The sequence below is a fragment of the Streptomyces sp. NBC_00464 genome (genome assembly GCF_036013915.1).
Lineage (GTDB): Bacteria > Actinomycetota > Actinomycetes > Streptomycetales > Streptomycetaceae > Streptomyces.
Genome location: NZ_CP107899.1, coordinates 7,949,412 through 7,964,932, shown reverse-complemented (window position 1 = coordinate 7,964,932; position 15,521 = coordinate 7,949,412). Strand labels below are relative to the sequence as shown.

Genomic DNA, 15,521 nt, shown 5'->3' with positions numbered 1-15,521 from the left:
GTCCTCCTTGACCTCTGCTGTTCCATTTCTCGCCCCCCTGTCCCCCGTCCGCCACTCAGGAGGCGGAGTAGCCGCCGTCCACCAGGTGGTAGCTGCCGTGGATGAAGGAGGCGCGGTCGGAGAGCAGGAAGGCGGCGAGCTCCGCCACTTCCTCCGCCGTGCCGAGGCGTCCCGCCGGGTGGAGCGAGATCAGGTGGTCGCGGGCCGGTCCCTCGGTGTTGCGCAGCAGCGGGGTGTCGATGAAGCCGGGGCCGACCGCGTTGACGCGGACGTTCTGTGCGGCGTATTCGAGTGCTGCCGTCTTGGTGAGGCCGACGACTCCGTGCTTGGCGGCGACGTACGCGGGCGAGCCGGCGAAGCCGTTGGTGCCGAGGATCGACGACATGTTGACGATCGCGCCGCCGCCCGCGGCGACGATGGCGGGAAGTTCGTAGCGCATGGAGTAGAAGACGCCGCTCAGGTTGGTGGCGACGACGCGGTTCCAGTCCTCGACGGCGTAGTCGCCGGTCGGGTTGCTGGGGCCGCCGATGCCGGCGTTGTTCACGGCGAGGTGCAGGGCGCCGAAGGTGTCGACGGCGAACCGCACGCCCGCTTCGACGGAGGCGGGGTCGGTGACGTCCATGGCCACGGCGGCGGCCTTGGCGCCGGTGCTCTGCAGTGCGGCGACCGCCTTGCGGGCGCTCTCCTCGTCGTAGTCGGCCACGACGACGGACGCGCCGGAGGCGGCGAGCCGGTGGGCCAGGGCCAGGCCGATGCCGGAGGCTCCTCCGGTGACGAGGGCGGTGCGGCCGGCGAATTCCTGGTCGACGGGGGTGGGGGTGGTGCTCATGATGTTCCGTTTCCTTCCGTGGTGCTGTGTGACGCCGGTCCGGCGGGAGGCTGCGTGACCAGTTCTCCCGCGAGGGCGTCGAATGCCTGCTCGACGAGTCGGGGCAACTCCTCGGGGCAGCCCCCGCGCACCCAGGCGGCCTGGGCGGCGAGGAGCGCGCCGGCTCCGGCGGCGACCGTGACGGCGGGGCGGATGTCCTGCCGCGGGTCGACCCCGAGCCGGTCGGCGACGATGGCGAGCGAGTCCTCCTGGGCGTCCACCCGGATGTGGTGGAACGCCGCGTAGAGGGTCGGCTCCTCCTTGGCGAGGACCAGCAGTTCGAAGATCCTCGGGCGGCGGTGCCAGGCCTCCGCCTCCGGGTCCGCGAGCCAGTCCATGACGGCCCGGCGGTACGCGGTGAGCGGGGGTTCACCGGCGGGCCGGGCCCGCAGGGCGTCGTTGATCCGGTCGCCGTCGCCCCGGACCGAGTCCAGGACCGCGGCTTCCTTGCTCGTGAAGTACCGGCTGAAGGTGCGGCGGTCGACGTCGGCGCGTTCCGCGATCTCCTCGACCGTGACGTCCCTCAGACCCCGGTCGAGCACGAGCTCGAACGCGGCCTGGGCCAGTGTGTCCCGGGTCCGGCGCGCCTTGCGGCTCCGCCTCTCCGGGGTCTTCCGTTCCCGGTTCATATCTGCACCGTACACCCAAAAATGTCCCGACACGACAAAAGTCTCGTCGGGACATCAGGACTCCGCTGCGGCCGCCTTCGGGGCCGAGAGCGGCCGCGGTGCGGGGCGCGGCCCGCTACCGCCCGCTGAACGCCTCTGCGGCCCGCCTCGCGCCGTAGCCCGACGGCTCGGGACGGCTGGGGCTGCCTGACGGCGTCCGACGCACCGCGAGCACGGCGATGTCATCGCGCCGGACGCCGCCGGAGAACTCCTCCAGGTCGCGATGGAGCGCGTCGAGCAGTTCCCGGGGGGCCAGGTGCGCCCAGCGGCCCAGCCGTGTGTCCAGCGGGTAGAAGGTTCCGGCCAGGTCGCGGGCCTCGGTCACTCCGTCGGTGAACATCAGGAGCGTCGCACCGGTCGGGAAGTCCAGCCATTCGGTGACCCGTGCCTCGCTGCTGAGTTCCGCCATGCCCAGCGGCACCGACGTACGGCGCAGCGGGACGGGGCCGGCCACGTTGTCGTGCAGCAGCCGGGGCGGCAGGTGTCCGCAGTTGACGGCCTGGACGCGCCCGTCGCCGTCGAAGCCGAGTACCAGGGCGGTGACGAAGCGCTCGATCTCCCCGGTCTGCGCGGAGAAGGCGTTGTGCCGGGCGACCGCGTCCTCCAGGGCGTCGACGACTCCGGTCAGGGTGGGTTCACGGATGGCCGCCTCACGGAACGCGCCGAGGACGGCGAAACCCGCCCCGATCGCGGCGAGTCCCTTGCCCTGGACGTCCCCGATGATCACCCGGGTTCCGTAGGGCGAGGACACGGCCTCGTAGATGTCGCCGCCGACCAGGCGGTCCTCCTCGATCGGCGCGTAGGTGCCGTGGGCGACGACCTGGTCGGTCACGATGGGCAGCGGGCGCAGGATCTGGCGCTGGAGCGCAACGGCGGCGGAGCGCAGCCTGGCTATCTCGATGGCGTGGCGGATACGCAGCGCGCACGCGCCGACGCCGAGGAAGCAGGCCAGCACCGTGAAGACGACACTGCTGGTGATGTCCCAGAACGTCCCACCGCTTACCAGGCGTGAGGCGACGGCCACCAGCATGACCCAGGAGGCCACGCCCACGGTCTGACGGATCGTGCCGAAGACGGAGACGAGTGCGGGCACGACGACCATCAGCGGCACGATGCGCAGTTCGTCGCCGGATCCCATGTCGAGGAGGACGATCACCGCGGTCAGCAGGGCCAGACCGCCGAACAGTGTCCGGTTGCCGACCCTCGGCGCCCGGACGGCCGCCTCTCCCGCGTCCGTACCCGAGAGTGCTGTTCCACTCGTCGCGGACAAACGCTGAAGCCCGATCGTCACGGCCGTCTCCTCCCGGGACCTGCCGGCCCGGCGCCGGCGTACGATCCCAGTGCACCCGAGTGGCGTGGGGCGGCACACGAGGCTTACGGCCTCACCCACTGCGCCGAAGGTCCCGGAAAGCGGCGCCGACAGGGGATTCGGGCCGCGGACTGCGCGACGAAGGGCCGTGACGCGGACCTCTCGGGCCGGCTGCGCCGGCCCGGCCGTCAGCGCGTGGCCGTCTCACGGAGGTCGCGGACGGTGCCGGACACGCTTATCGGCGGGTTCTCCGGGGCGAGCGCTCCGAGGAACGGTGTGCGGCGGCGGAGCGCGAAGCCCAGCGACTCGTAGAGCCGGACGGCGTTGGTGTTGGACGCCGCGGCGTGCAGGAAGGGTGTCTCTCCACGTTCCCGGATCTCGTGGGCGACGGCCCGCACGAGTCCGCCGGCGAGCCCCTGCCCGCGTACGGACTCGTCCGTACAGACGCCGCTGATCTCGCTCCAGCCGGGCGGATGCATGCGTTCGCCGGCCATGGCGACGAGCAGTCCTTCGCGCCGTACGCCGAGGTAGGTGCCGAGCTCCACCGTGCGGGGCTCGAAGGGGCCGGGCCGGGTGCGTGCGACCAGGTCCAGCATCTCCGGCACGTCGGCGGGGCCGAGCCGCACGGCCTCCGGGTACGGTGCCGCCTCGACTCCCGCGTCGACGAGCTGGACGCCCTCGGCGTGGAAGACGACCTCCCAGTCGTCCGGCGGCGGCTCGCTGAAGGCGGTGACGATGACGATGCCGCCGGGACCGGCGAGCGCGGCGGCATCCGCCCAGTCGGCGGCCTCCGGCCTGTCCGGCAGGGCGACCCACGGGGTGACCTCCGGGGGGTAGCGCAGAATGCGGCCGCGTCGCTCGGCGAAGTGGGCGTGCGGTCCTCTCAGCGAGGTGCCCACCGGGTCGTCGAGGGGGTGCACACCACCTACGGGGACACGGAGCTCGCTCATGCGGTCACCTCGATCACGGTCTTCCCCAGGGCATGGCCCTCCTCGACCGCGCGAAGCGCCTCGCCCGCCCCGGCGAGCGGCCAGGTCCGGGTGATGTGTGTCCGCAGGGCGCCGGCGACGACGAGGTCCGCCACTTCGCGGAGCACGGCGGCGGTACGGGCCCGTTCGACGGGCGCCCCGCCGAGCTCGGCCACGAGCTGCTTACCGCCGGCGCTGATCAGCGTGGCGGGGCCGGCGAGCAGCTGGGCCGCTTCGCGCAGCGTGTCGCCGCCGACCAGGTCGAAGACCGCGTCGATGCCACCGGGCGCCGCCGCCCGCGCTCGGGCGGCGAATCCCGCGCCGGATTCCACGTGCACCGCGCCGAGCGACTCGACGAACTCCTTCTTGGCGGCGCTCGCGGCGCCGATGACCTGGACCCCGGCGTGGTGTGCCAGCTGTACCGCGGCGCTTCCCACCCCGCCACCGGCCCCCGTGACCAGCAGGGTGGCCCCCGGGGCGAGGCCGAGCTGACGCATTCCGTCGTAGGCGGTGGCCGCCGCGACGGGCAGCACCGCGACGTCGGCGAAGGAGAGCCCGGCCGGCTTGTGCGCGGTCACGGCGACGGGCAGCAGCGTGTGCTCGGCGTACCCGCCGGTCAGCGGACTGCCGAAGACCTCGTCCCCGGCCTCGAATCCCTCGACGTCCGGGCCGATCGCCTCGACGACCCCTGCGGCCTCGCTGCCGAAGACGGTGGGAAAGGGCTGCGGCACACTGCCGGGCCGGGTGTATCCCGTCCGCAGCTTCCAGTCCACCGGGTTGACCCCGGCCGCCCGGACGGCGACGAGGAGTTCCCCGGGACCGGGCACGGGCTTGTCCTGGTCGACGAGGGCCTCCACCTCCGGTCCGCCGTTGCGGGTGAACACGTACGCCTTGGACATGGGCTCCCTCTCTGTTCATGGCACGGGCACCCGGGCCGGACATCGGTTCCCCCAGCAGCAGGAAGTCCGGCCGCCGCGCACATATTCCCCGGGGCGGGAGCGTTCACCGGGCCGCAATGATTCGGCGGGCCGACGCGGCCCCCGGGCGGAGTCAGCCGGCGGTCGGGCGCAGCACCAGGGTCACAAAGCCCCAGGTCTCCCGGTACACCCGGAGCCACTCGGTGCGGCGGGTCGCCGCGGTCTCCAGCACCTCCGCGCTCTCCGGGTCGGCCGGGTGGTCCAGGGCCCAGGAGGCGAGCGAGCCCCAGCAGGACCACTCGTAGGCGTCCAGTTCAGCGCGTGAGCTGACGTGTCCGTGCACGGGTGTCCAGCCGTCTGCGGTGACCCGGTCCAGGGTGGTCGCCAGGTCTGCGAAGTCGCCGAGCATCTCGACGGCCTCCGGCGTCGGCTCGCGTTCCCAGAAGCCGTCGCCGATCAGGACACGGCCGCCGGGAGCCAGGTGCTTGCGGGCTGCCGCGAGGGTCGGCAGCAGCCCGCCGAACACGTGCGCGGCCCCGACGCTGAGGACGAGGTCGAACGGTTCCGCGGAGGTGAATGCGGCGCCGTCCTGCTGGTGCAGGACGAGGCGCTCGCGCACGCCGAGGCGGTCCGCCGCCGCGCCGGCCTCCCGGAGAGAGCCCTCGGCGATGTCGACGCCCTCGGCCCGCAGGCCCGGATGGCTGCTCAGGGCGCGCAGCAGCCATTCCCCTCCCCCGCAGCCCAGATCGAGCGCTCTCGCGTCGCCGCGCGGGACCGCATGGTCCAGGAGCCTGCGTACGGAGTCGTCGTCGAGCGGCGCCTTGATCGGGTGGGCGGCATGGGCAAGGGCGGAGATCAGGTCGTGGTTCACCGGCGCAGCCTGTCAGCGTCACCGGCCGCGCGCACATCGTTTTCGGATCCGCCCGGGTCGCCCGGCGTCCGTGCCGGACCCCGCTGATCACCGACCCGGCAGCAGAGTCCGCCCATCGAGAACGTGCCACACCTTTCGTTCACTTATGAGGCATCAATCCCTCTCAATCGTCCATTCCTTGGACGGTTATTAGCCACCCTTTGACGCCCCCAAAGTGATCGGATACTGTCCACGCCCAGTTGGGCAGTGACAGTGGACAAAGTGAGATGGGTGGTTCCCGATGACCTCGGAGCCGGGTGGCAACCTCAGCCGACGCCGACTGCTGCGCCTCGCCGGCGCCGGCATGGGCGTCCTCGCCGCGTCCGGTGTGCTCGCCGCGTGTGCGCCGCCGACCCGGGAGAGCTCCGGTGACGGGGCGACGGGCTCGGGGACCGGTGCGCAGGGCGCGGACGCGCCGATCGGCACGCTGACCCTCGCCCTGCCCTCGTCCCTCTCCAGCCTCGACGTGGGCCGCGAGTCCGGCGTTCTCAACTACCTGGTCGCGGTGCTGGCCCAGGAGTCCCTGCTCTCGGTCGACCCCTCCGGGAAGCTCGGCCCCGGGCTCGCGTCGTCCTGGAAGCAGCCGGATGCCAGGACGTACGTGTACACACTGCGCCGCGGCGTCACGTTCACCGACGGCACCCCGTTCACGGCTGACGACGTGGTGGCATCCATCGACGCGATCCGGGACCCGAAGAACGGCTCCGCCCTCGGTTACGCGTACGCAGGCGTCGATTCCGTGAAGTCCACCGGCGACCACGAGGTCACCATCCGGCTGAAGGCCCCGGACGCCATGTTCGCCTGGACGACGACCGCCGGCGGACTCCTCGTCAGCAGCCGTGCCTTCCTCACCCGGAACAGGGGCAGCATCGGCACGGCGAAGACACTGCTGCTCGGCACCGGCCCCTACCGGATCACCGAGTTCGCCGCCGACGACCATGTCCTGCTGGAACGCAACGACGCCTGGTGGGGCGAGAAGCCCGCCGTGCGGAAACTGAAGCTCTCCTTCGTCCCCGACGCCGGCACGCGGCTGGTCGCGATGAAGTCCGGTGCGGTGGACGGCGCCCTGGGCCTCGCGTCGGACGAGGCCCGTGGCTGGGAGTCGAGCGCGCGCGTCACGTACACCGGCGACCGCTCCGTGGTGTCGCTGGCCTTCGACACCGCCGAGGCACCCTTCGACGACGTGCACGTCCGCCGTGCCATCGCCCACGCGGCCGACCGCGAGGGCATGGTGAAGGGCATCCTGCACGGCCGGGCCGAAGTCGCCGACGCGCTGCCCTCCCGCGAGATGTGGGGCGACCTGATGCCGGCGGACGAGGTGCGCTCGGGCTACGGCGCGATCCCCGCCCTGTCCTACGACCTGGACGCCGCGCGGGCCGAGCTCGGCAAGTCCTCGGTGAAGGACGGCTTCACGACCGAGCTGCACTATCCCAACAGCGGTCCTCAGCTGGGCAAGGCGGCGCTCGCGCTGGCCGCTTCGCTCAAGAAGATCGGCATCACGCTGAACGTCAAGGAGATCACCCTGGAGCAGTGGGTGGCGGAGCTCGGCTCCGGCAAGCAGCCGCTGCAGTTCCTGTGGTACTTCCCCGTCACCGGCGACCCGGCCGAACTGGCCGACCCGTATCTCAACGCGGCAGCCACCGCGACGGACATCGCGCACTACGACAACAGCACGGTCAACACCGCGCTGAACACGGCGAAGTCCGCCACGGACAAGGACGTCCGCGCCCGGGAATTGATGACGGCCGTGCAGACGGCCGGCGCCGATCTGCCGTACCTCCCGCTGTGGTGGGCGCAGACCGCGTCCGCGTTCTCCAAGGAGTTCATGCTGCTGGACCAGGGGCCGTTCGCGTTCATCGGCCCCTGGGCGACCCGGATCCGCAAGTCCGCCTGACCGGCCCACCACCACCTCTTCCCTCCCATTTCTTCGAAGGAACGGACACCCATGCCCAGTACCGCTGCGACCGTCGTGCGGCGCGTCCGCGAGGCGATGCTGCGTCTGGTCCACCCGGTGGAGGCCAGGATCAGCCCGGACGGCCGCTCCGTCGCCGTGGCGGCAGCCGGTCCCGGGCAGGCCGAGCTGGTCCTGGCCGCGGTGCCTGCCGGGCTGCGGGACGGCGCCGCACCGCCGCCCGTGCTCCGCGCGCCGGCCGGGCCGGACGCGCCGACGGACCGGCACAGCCCGCGCTGGCTGCCGGACTCCCGGACCCTGCTGCACATCGCCGAGAACGAGGGCCCGTCCGGAACCGAGGTGCGCCTCGCGGCCCTTGACACGGTCTCCGGCACCGTGCGCACCGTCGTCCGGGCACCCGGCGCCGTGGACGACCTGCTGGTCTCCGACGACGGGAAGCAGGCCCTGTTGCTCTGCGCGGCGGACGGCGCCGAGCAGGACGGCATGCACCTCGGCCTGCCCGTGCGGCTCGGAGCCGTACCGGCACCGGAACGCTTCGCTCCGGGCACCGGCCGCAGGTCGCTGCATCTCGTCGACCTCGCCGACGGCCGGATGCACGACGCCGGGCCCGCGGGTCTCACCGTGTGGAACGTCGCCTGGCGTGGCGGGACGACGGCGGTCGCGACGGTCTGCGAGGACACGCTGCCTGCCGGGTACTACGGTGCCCGGTTCGCCGCGCTGGACCTCGCTGCCCGCACCGCCAGGACCGTGTACACGCCCCAGGGGCAGCTGGGCTCCCCCGCGCTCGCCGCCGACGGCCGGTCCGCGGCGGTCTGCGAAGGCATCTCCATCGTCGCCGGACGCCCGGTCGTGGCCGACCTGACCACGGGGACCACCACCGTGGTGGCCGGGGTCGAGGACGCGACCTGGCTGCGGTTCGACGACGCCTCTCCCGGCGCCCTGTGGTTCGCGGGCTGGGACGGGACGGGGTCCCGCGCCGGGCACACCGGTCACCCCGCGCTCGTCCACTGGTCGGGTCCTGTGACCCTCGGCGGGGCCGGCTACCAGCCGGCGCTGTCGCTCAGCGGCGACGGGCTGCTGGCCGCGACCGTGCTCGACGCACCGGGCCGTCCGCCCGAGGCGGTCGTCACCCGTACCGAAGGACCGGACGCCTGGGACTGGACGCCCGTCACGGCGCTCAACGCGCCCGCGCCCGCCGAGCTCACCGGTGTCCGTACCGAGCGGACCCACTGGTCCGCACCCGACGGCCGCACGGTACAGGGACTCGTCCTCTCCGAGGGCGAGTGCACCGATCCCCGCCCCCTCGCCGTCCTGGTGCACGGCGGCCCGGCCTGGCTCTGGTCCGCCGGATACGCGCCGGGCGACGTACTGGGACTCGCGCCCGCCCTGGCCGCCGCCGGATATCTGGTCCTGCTGCCCAACCCGCGCGGCAGCAACGGCCGGGGCCTCGAACACGCCCGTGCCGTGGTCGGCGACGTCGGCGGCGCCGACCTGGACGACGTACTGTCCGGCGTGCGCCACCTGGCCGACGCCGGGCTCGCCGACCCGGACCGCGCAGCGGTCCTGGGCCACAGCTACGGCGGCTTCCTCGCCGCCCAGGCCGCGGCGCGCACCGATGTGTTCCGGGCCGCGGTCGTCGTCTCGGCGCCGACCGACTGGCTGAGCTTCACACACACCAGCAACATCGGCGGCGGCTACGACCGGACATACGCGATCGGCGGCCCGGACGCCCCCCAGGAGCTGATCCGGCGCTCGCCGGTCTTCGCCCGCGGCGGCAGCGGCACACCGACGCTCATCGTGCACGGCTCCGCCGACCGGGTCACTCCGGTCGGCCAGGCCCACGAGCTGTACCGGTCACTGCTGCGGACCGGCCGCGCGCCCGTCGAGCTGTACGTGTACCCCGGCGAGGGCCATGAGTTCACCGACGGCGGCCATCTCCTCGATGCCGCGGCCCGGGTCGAACAGTGGCTCGCCACCCACCTGGCGCCGCGCCCCGCGGCAGCCCCCCGAACCGCCGTGCCGGGGGACGCTTCCCCCGAGCCGATCCCCGGCACGGCTTCCACGGCAGGGCCGGACGGTGACACCCCCCTGGAACCGTCCGGCCCTGCCACCCCGCACCCGGCTTCCGCCGGCCCGGACGGAGGCGTGCGATGACGGCCACCACCCGTTCGCGACTGCGCGCCGCGCTTCCCGCCCGGCTCGTGCTGCGCCGCCTCGGCGGCACGCTGGGACTCCTCGTCGTCCTGTCCGTCGCCGTGTTCGCCCTGCTCCAGGCCGCGCCGGGCGACCCGGCCCAGACACTGCTCGGCCCGCGCAGCGCCACCCCCGAGGCGCTGAGTGCCGTCCGGGCCCGCTATCACCTCGACAGCCCGATGGCCGTGCAGTACTGGTACTGGCTGAGTGACGCCGTCCGGCTCGATCTCGGTACGTCGATCCGCACCGGCGAGAGCGTCGCCGCCGCACTGGGCGACCGCCTGGTGCTCACCGGTCAGCTCGTCGGCCTGGGATTCGCCGTGGCACTGCTCCTCGGCGTGCCGCTGGGCGTCCTGGCCGGTCTGCGCAACCGGCGAGCCACCGATCGCGCGGTGCAGAGTCTCGGCGTGGTGGCGCTGTCCACCCCTGCGTTCGCGGGCGGGCTGGTGCTCATCTACGTGTTCGCGCTGATGCTCGGCTGGTTCCCCGCGTACGGACCGGGCGAGGGAACGGGCAGCGACCGGCTGATGCATCTGGTGCTGCCGGCGCTCGCGCTCGGACTCGCCGTCACCGCCGTCCTGCTGAAACTGACCCGGGCGGCGGTGATCCGGGAACTCGACCGGGAACACGTCACGTTCGCCCGCGCCCGGGGGGTGCGGGAGCGGGACATCCTGCTGCGGTACGTGCTGCGCGGCACCGTCGTCCCCGTCCTCACCGGCATCGGGCTGATCCTCGCCTACCTCCTGGCGGGAACCGTCATGGTGGAGCAGGTCTTCGCACTGCCCGGACTCGGCTCCCTGCTCGTCGACTCGGTCACCTTCCGGGACGTACCCGTCGTCCAGGCCGAGGCGCTGCTCATCGCCGCCCTGGTCTGCCTGGCCAACCTCGTCACCGACCTCGTACAGCCGCTGCTGGATCCGCAGCTGCGGACCGCACCCGCGGCAAGGACATCACCGGCGGCGAAGGCGTCCGCCGGGACGCTGCCGTCCGGAGTCCCCGAGGAGGAGCACGCATGAACACCCGTACCTCCCGCAGGTTCTCCCCGCTCACCGTCTGCTGCACCCTCCTGCTGGTGCTGTTCGCGCTGGCCGCGGCCGTCGGGCAGCTGGTCCTGCCGGACTGGGACGCGCAGGATCTCGCGACCGGCGCGGCCATGCCGGGAAGCGGGCATCTGCTCGGCACCGACGAACTCGGCCGCGACATCGCCCGGATGGTGGTCGCCGGTGCCCGGAGCACCCTCGCCGGTGCGGCCATGGTCGCGATCGGGTCGATGGTCATCGGCAACGTGCTCGGTCTCCTCGCCGGGTACCGGGGCGGCTGGATCGACACCGTGGTGCGGCGCTGGGCCGATCTGCTGCTGGCGCTGCCCGCTCTGCTGGTCACGATCGTCGTCGCCGGCATCGGCGGTGGGGGTTACGCCCTGGCCGTCGGCGTGCTCGTGGTGCTGACGTCGCCCGCCGACATCCGGCTGGTGCGGTCCGCCGTGCTGGAGCAGCGGCACCGCGCGTACGTCGAGGCGGCGGAGACCCTCGGGCTCTCCCGCTTCACGGTGATGACACGGCATATCTGGCCCAATGTGCTGCCCGTCGTGGTGGCCAACACGCTGTTGAACTTCGCCGGGGCGATCGTCGCGCTGAGCTCCCTGTCCTTCCTCGGCCTCGGTGTGCCGCCGGGCGCCCCGGACTGGGGCCGGATGCTCTCCGAGAACCGCACCCTGCTGTACGACAACCCGTCCGCGGCTCTCGCGCCGGCCGTGCTCATCGTCGCGGCGGCCGTGGCCCTCAACCTCCTCGGCGACCGGCTGTTCGAGGCGTTCTCCGACCGTGGAAGGTCCTGATGACAGCGCACCCGGCGACGGACAGCCGTACCACCCCCGCCGTGCCGGCCACCGGGCCGCTGCTCTCAGTCGACGGTCTGCGGGTGGCGGCAACGGCCGCGCCGGGCGGGCCGGTCCCGATCCTGGACGGCGTCTCGCTGGAGGTCGGCCGGGGCGAGTGCATCGGCATCGTCGGCGAGTCCGGCAGCGGAAAGTCCCTGGCCATGCGGGCCGTGGCGGGCCTGCTGCCGTCCGGTACCGGGGTGACGGGTGGCTCCGTACGCATCGACGGCCACGAAGTCCTCACCCTGTCGCCGCGCGAACGCCACGCGCTGCGCGGCCGGCGCGTCACCCTGCTGATGCAGGATCCGTTCACCATGCTGCACCCTCAGCTCACCTGCGGGCGCCAGATCGCGGACGGGCTCCGCGGCCTCGACGGCGGACGCCTGCGCAGGAACAAGGCGGCCCGGCGCACGGAAGTGGAGCGACGGCTCGCCGAGGTCGGCCTCTCACCCGACGTCGCCGACCGCTACCCGCACGAGTTGTCGGGCGGGATGCGGCAACGCGTGGCGGCGGCCGCGGCGCTCGCGGGCGACCCCGAACTGCTGATCGCGGACGAACCGACGACGGCACTGGACGCCGCCAACCAGCGCGCCGTGCTGGACCTGCTGCGCGGTCTGCAGCAGAGCCGTCAGATGGGTCTGGTCCTCATCACGCACGATCTGCGGGTCGCCTTCTCCGCCTGCGACCGGGTGTATGTGCTGTACGCGGGCCAGGTGCTGGAGCACGGCCGCTCGCAGGAGCTCGAATCCGGCCCGTTGCATCCGTACACCGCGGGTCTGCTGGCCTCCGAGCCGTCCGTGCGCGAGCGCTTCGCGGAACTTCCGGCCATTCCCGGCTCCGTGCCCGCCCCGGGATCCCGGGGGCCGGGCTGCCCGTTCGCCGACCGCTGCGCCCACGCGACGCAGACATGCCGCAGCGAGCCGGTCGAGTTGCTGCCGCCCGGGAAGGCCGAGGAGCCGGCTGACGGTACGGGCCGGATGTCGGCCTGTGTGCGGATCTCCGAGATCGGCGGCGCGCTCGCCGCACCGTCGGCGCGCAGGGCCGCCGAACCGGCGACGGTGCCCGGTCAGGGGTGCGGCGAGCAGCCGGACCAGGACGCGGCGCTGGTGGCCACGTCCGTCGACCGCACGTTCCGTTCGTCGGCCGGGGACCACGCCGCGCTGCTCGACGTGAGCCTGACGGTGCCGCGGAACACGGTCGTCGCCCTGGTCGGCGAGTCCGGCTCGGGCAAGACGACGCTCGCCAGGATCGCGGTCGGCCTGGAGACGTTCGAGAGCGGCACGGTGTCCGTGGGCGGGATCGCCCTGCCCGTCGGGCGCCGTCCCACCACGGCGGACCGGCGGTGTCTGGCGGAGCAGGTGCAGATCGTGTTCCAGGACCCGTACTCCTCGCTCAACCCACTGCGCACCGTGGGCGCGACGCTGCGCGAGGCGCTGGCCGCCGCTGCGGGCGGGCGGGGGCGGGTTGACGCGTCCGGCGTGGACGCCCTGCTCGCGCAGGTGGGGCTGCCCGGGTCGTACGCCTCGCGCCGCCCGGCCGCGCTCTCCGGCGGCGAGCGTCAACGGGTCGCCCTGGCGCGGGCGCTGGCCGCCCGGCCCCGGCTGCTGATCTGCGACGAAGCGGTGGCGGCGCTCGACGTGTCGGTCCAGGCCCAGTTGCTCAACCTGCTCGTCACGCTCCAGCGCGAGGAGGGCTTCGCGGTGCTGTTCATCACCCATGACCTGGGTGTGGTGCGGCAGATCGCCGACCGGGTCGCCGTGATGCACCGGGGACGGATCGTCGAGCAGGGCTCCGCCGCCGAGGTCCTGGACGCGCCGCAACACCCCTGGACCCGGCGCATGATCGACGCCCTGCCCGGGGCCGCGGACATCGGCCGCATCGACTGACCGGCCCGCGGCCACCCGGGTAGAGTGTGCCGCTGACCTGCGCGTACCACCGAGAGCGAGGAGGAACGGTGTCCGAACCGACCGCCGCCACCGGACCGCCCCCGGCCGCGCGGCCGCCGCAGGCCCACGAGTCCGGCGCCTCCGGCGTACGGGCATCACTGGCCGGAAATCTCAACCGCCGTCGGCTCGCCCGTGGTTGGAGCCTGCGCGAGCTGTCGGCGGCGACCGGCGTCAGCAAGGGGCTGCTGTCCCAGATAGAGCGGGCCGAAGCCAATCCGACCGTCGACGTGCTGGTCCGGATCGCCGATGTGCTGGGTACCAGCTGCACGGATCTGCTGCGCCAGCCGCTGCTGGAGCCGGAGATCATCCGGGCCGCCTCGCTGGACGAACCCGAGGACGAGACCTCGGTCAATCTGCTCTACTCCGGCCACGAGCAGGGCCGGATGGAGATCTACCGGACCCGGCTCCATCCGTACGCACAGAGCCAGGTCAGCTCGCACGGCGCGGACTCGGTGGAGCACGTGCTCGTGATGTCCGGCCAGGTGACGCTGGTGGTGAACGACGTTCCGTACGTGCTGGAAGCGGGCGACACCGCACGGTTCTCGGCACAGTGCAGCCACTACTACACGACGGAGGACTCGCCCGCGGTCACCCACACGGTCGTCGGCTATCCGCGCGACTGAGCCGCTATCGCCGGGCCCCGCCTCGCACCACGGTCGATTTTGACTCAACTACCGCCCGATATGCGTCGGCCGGCCCCCTTGAGGGCCGTGCCTGTGGCACTCTGGTGATGACCGCCCCACCGGGCTCCCCCGTACCGGTGGGGCGGTTCTGTGTGACGGCGCCCGGCCGCACACCGCTGGGACGAACCATCACGCCGCTTCCCGGCCATTGACGCACTGTCACATGATCAACTTCCGTTTGTGTGCATGAGTGTCTCCTGACGGGGCAGACGCTTAGACCTCATGGCCTACCACCAGGGGAGCGTGACGAGATGACGGCGCACACTGCGCGGACTGCCGGTGCGGAGCGAGCGGAGAGTGCACGGCCGGCGCCGGCCGGCACCGGGACAGCCCTGACGGCTGTCGCCGGACAGCGGGAACTCACGGGCGCCGCCCCGGCCCCCGCAGACCTCGGTGAACTGCCGTGGATCGAGGACGCGGGCAAGGTCGCCCCCATCGACGCGCGGGAACTGTCCCGGTTGTTCTTCGACCGGCTTCAGGTCCTGGAGGAGGGGACGTCCGCCCATCAGTACGCGCGGAACACCCTCATCGAGATGAACCTCTCCCTCGTCCGGTTCGCCGCCGGCCGGTTCAGGAACCGGGGCAGTGGCGACATGGAGGACATCGTCCAGGTCGGCACCATCGGGCTGATCAAGGCCATCGACCGGTTCGACCTGTCCCGCGAGGTCGAGTTCACCTCCTTCGCGGTTCCGTACATCACCGGGGAGATCAAGCGATTCTTCCGCGACACCAGCTGGGCGGTCCATGTCCCGCGCCGGCTCCAGGAGTTGCGGGTCGACATCGCCAAGACCAAGGAGACCCTGGCCGGAGAGCTCGACCGGGACCCCACCGTTCCCGAACTCGCCGAGCAACTGGGTCTGAGCGAGAGCGAGATCACCGAAGGCATCGTGGCAGCCAACGGATACACCGCGGGTTCGCTGGACATGCCGGCCGCCACGACCGAATCGGGTCAGCACGGCCAGACGGGCCGGACCTTCGCCGATGTACTGGGCAGCCCGGACCCGGCCATGGAGACCGTCGAGAACCTGCATGCCCTGGCACCGTTGCTGAGTGATCTGGACGAGCGTGAGCGTCGCATCATCGACATGCGGTTCGGCCAGGAGATGACGCAGTCCCAGATCGGCGCGGAGCTCGGCATCTCGCAGATGCACGTCTCCCGGCTGATCAGCCGGATTCTGAACCGGCTCCGCGACGGGATGTTCGTCGAGGAGTGAGCGTGGGATGTTCGGGCTCCCGGCCGCTGTGGCGCCCGGGAGCCCGAACGTGTT

The 15,521-nt window shown here is 72.6% G+C and carries 13 protein-coding genes; 7 read left to right on the top strand and 6 right to left on the bottom strand.

Translation table 11 applies throughout. The features are described from left to right. Positions 1 to 55: 55 nt before the first annotated feature. The 6 genes from OG912_RS35655 to OG912_RS35630 all read right to left on the bottom strand — a co-directional run bounded on the left by OG912_RS35655 (position 56) and on the right by OG912_RS35630 (position 5,601). Positions 56 to 829 carry an SDR family NAD(P)-dependent oxidoreductase gene (locus OG912_RS35655; RefSeq protein WP_327712942.1) on the bottom strand — a complete coding sequence of 258 codons (774 nt, stop codon included), beginning with the start codon at positions 827 to 829 and terminating at the stop codon, positions 56 to 58. After that, positions 826 to 1,497, bottom strand: a complete 672-nt coding sequence (locus tag OG912_RS35650) for a TetR family transcriptional regulator (RefSeq protein WP_326734323.1) — start codon at positions 1,495 to 1,497, stop codon at positions 826 to 828. The genes OG912_RS35655 and OG912_RS35650 overlap by 4 nt, the downstream gene beginning before the upstream one ends. A 115-nt stretch (positions 1,498 to 1,612) precedes the next feature. Next, positions 1,613 to 2,827 carry a PP2C family protein-serine/threonine phosphatase gene (locus OG912_RS35645; RefSeq protein ID WP_327712941.1) on the bottom strand — a complete coding sequence of 405 codons (1,215 nt, stop codon included), beginning with the start codon at positions 2,825 to 2,827 and terminating at the stop codon, positions 1,613 to 1,615. Positions 2,828 to 3,033: 206 nt separating this feature from the next. Further along, the gene (locus tag OG912_RS35640; protein ID WP_327712940.1) at positions 3,034 to 3,795 is read right to left on the bottom strand and encodes a GNAT family N-acetyltransferase; all 762 of its coding nucleotides are present in this window, start codon (positions 3,793 to 3,795) and stop codon (positions 3,034 to 3,036) included. Then, a complete protein-coding gene (locus OG912_RS35635) occupies positions 3,792 to 4,712 on the bottom strand; it encodes an NADP-dependent oxidoreductase (protein WP_327712939.1) in 921 nt (306 codons plus the stop codon). The genes OG912_RS35640 and OG912_RS35635 overlap by 4 nt, the downstream gene beginning before the upstream one ends. Before the next feature lie 151 nt (positions 4,713 to 4,863). Then, complete coding sequence (locus OG912_RS35630; protein ID WP_327712938.1) at positions 4,864 to 5,601, bottom strand: SAM-dependent methyltransferase; 738 nt, start codon at positions 5,599 to 5,601, stop codon at positions 4,864 to 4,866. A gap of 280 nt (positions 5,602 to 5,881) precedes the next feature. On the opposite strand from OG912_RS35630, the gene OG912_RS35625 reads away from it, so the two are divergent. The 7 genes from OG912_RS35625 (at position 5,882) to OG912_RS35595 (ending at position 15,467) form a co-directional block, all read left to right on the top strand. Then, the gene (locus OG912_RS35625; protein WP_327712936.1) at positions 5,882 to 7,534 is read left to right on the top strand and encodes an ABC transporter substrate-binding protein; all 1,653 of its coding nucleotides are present in this window, start codon (positions 5,882 to 5,884) and stop codon (positions 7,532 to 7,534) included. Positions 7,535 to 7,585: 51 nt separating this feature from the next. Further along, positions 7,586 to 9,706: an alpha/beta fold hydrolase gene (locus tag OG912_RS35620; RefSeq protein WP_327712935.1), complete on the top strand. Its 2,121-nt coding sequence runs from the start codon at positions 7,586 to 7,588 to the stop codon at positions 9,704 to 9,706. Beyond that, on the top strand, positions 9,703 to 10,761 hold the full coding sequence (locus OG912_RS35615; protein ID WP_327712934.1) for an ABC transporter permease: 1,059 nt from the start codon (positions 9,703 to 9,705) through the stop codon (positions 10,759 to 10,761). Before OG912_RS35620 ends, OG912_RS35615 begins: the two co-directional genes overlap by 4 nt. Next, entirely contained in the window at positions 10,758 to 11,582 is an 825-nt protein-coding gene (locus OG912_RS35610) for an ABC transporter permease (RefSeq protein ID WP_327712933.1), read from the top strand. Before OG912_RS35615 ends, OG912_RS35610 begins: the two co-directional genes overlap by 4 nt. Then, positions 11,582 to 13,510 (top strand): ABC transporter ATP-binding protein, encoded by a 1,929-nt coding sequence (locus OG912_RS35605; protein WP_327712932.1) that lies wholly within the window; start codon positions 11,582 to 11,584, stop codon positions 13,508 to 13,510. The genes OG912_RS35610 and OG912_RS35605 overlap by 1 nt, the downstream gene beginning before the upstream one ends. Positions 13,511 to 13,578: 68 nt before the next feature. Continuing rightward, positions 13,579 to 14,193 (top strand): helix-turn-helix domain-containing protein, encoded by a 615-nt coding sequence (locus OG912_RS35600; protein ID WP_326734333.1) that lies wholly within the window; start codon positions 13,579 to 13,581, stop codon positions 14,191 to 14,193. Positions 14,194 to 14,504: 311 nt separating this feature from the next. Next, positions 14,505 to 15,467, top strand: a complete 963-nt coding sequence (locus OG912_RS35595; RefSeq protein ID WP_327712931.1) for an RNA polymerase sigma factor SigF — start codon at positions 14,505 to 14,507, stop codon at positions 15,465 to 15,467. Positions 15,468 to 15,521: the final 54 nt, after the last annotated feature.

Excerpts from the sequence above, each read along its gene's own strand:
- OG912_RS35655 (WP_327712942.1), bottom strand. The coding sequence starts at position 829 with ATGAGCACCACCCCCACCCCCGTCGACCAGGAATTCGCCGGCCGCACC.
- OG912_RS35650 (WP_326734323.1), bottom strand. The coding sequence starts at position 1,497 with ATGAACCGGGAACGGAAGACCCCGGAGAGGCGGAGCCGCAAGGCGCGC.
- OG912_RS35640 (WP_327712940.1), bottom strand. The coding sequence starts at position 3,795 with ATGAGCGAGCTCCGTGTCCCCGTAGGTGGTGTGCACCCCCTCGACGAC.
- OG912_RS35635 (WP_327712939.1), bottom strand. The coding sequence starts at position 4,712 with ATGTCCAAGGCGTACGTGTTCACCCGCAACGGCGGACCGGAGGTGGAG.
- OG912_RS35625 (WP_327712936.1), top strand. The coding sequence starts at position 5,882 with ATGACCTCGGAGCCGGGTGGCAACCTCAGCCGACGCCGACTGCTGCGC.
- OG912_RS35620 (WP_327712935.1), top strand. The coding sequence starts at position 7,586 with ATGCCCAGTACCGCTGCGACCGTCGTGCGGCGCGTCCGCGAGGCGATG.
- OG912_RS35615 (WP_327712934.1), top strand. The coding sequence starts at position 9,703 with ATGACGGCCACCACCCGTTCGCGACTGCGCGCCGCGCTTCCCGCCCGG.
- OG912_RS35610 (WP_327712933.1), top strand. The coding sequence starts at position 10,758 with ATGAACACCCGTACCTCCCGCAGGTTCTCCCCGCTCACCGTCTGCTGC.
- OG912_RS35605 (WP_327712932.1), top strand. The coding sequence starts at position 11,582 with ATGACAGCGCACCCGGCGACGGACAGCCGTACCACCCCCGCCGTGCCG.
- OG912_RS35595 (WP_327712931.1), top strand. The coding sequence starts at position 14,505 with ATGACGGCGCACACTGCGCGGACTGCCGGTGCGGAGCGAGCGGAGAGT.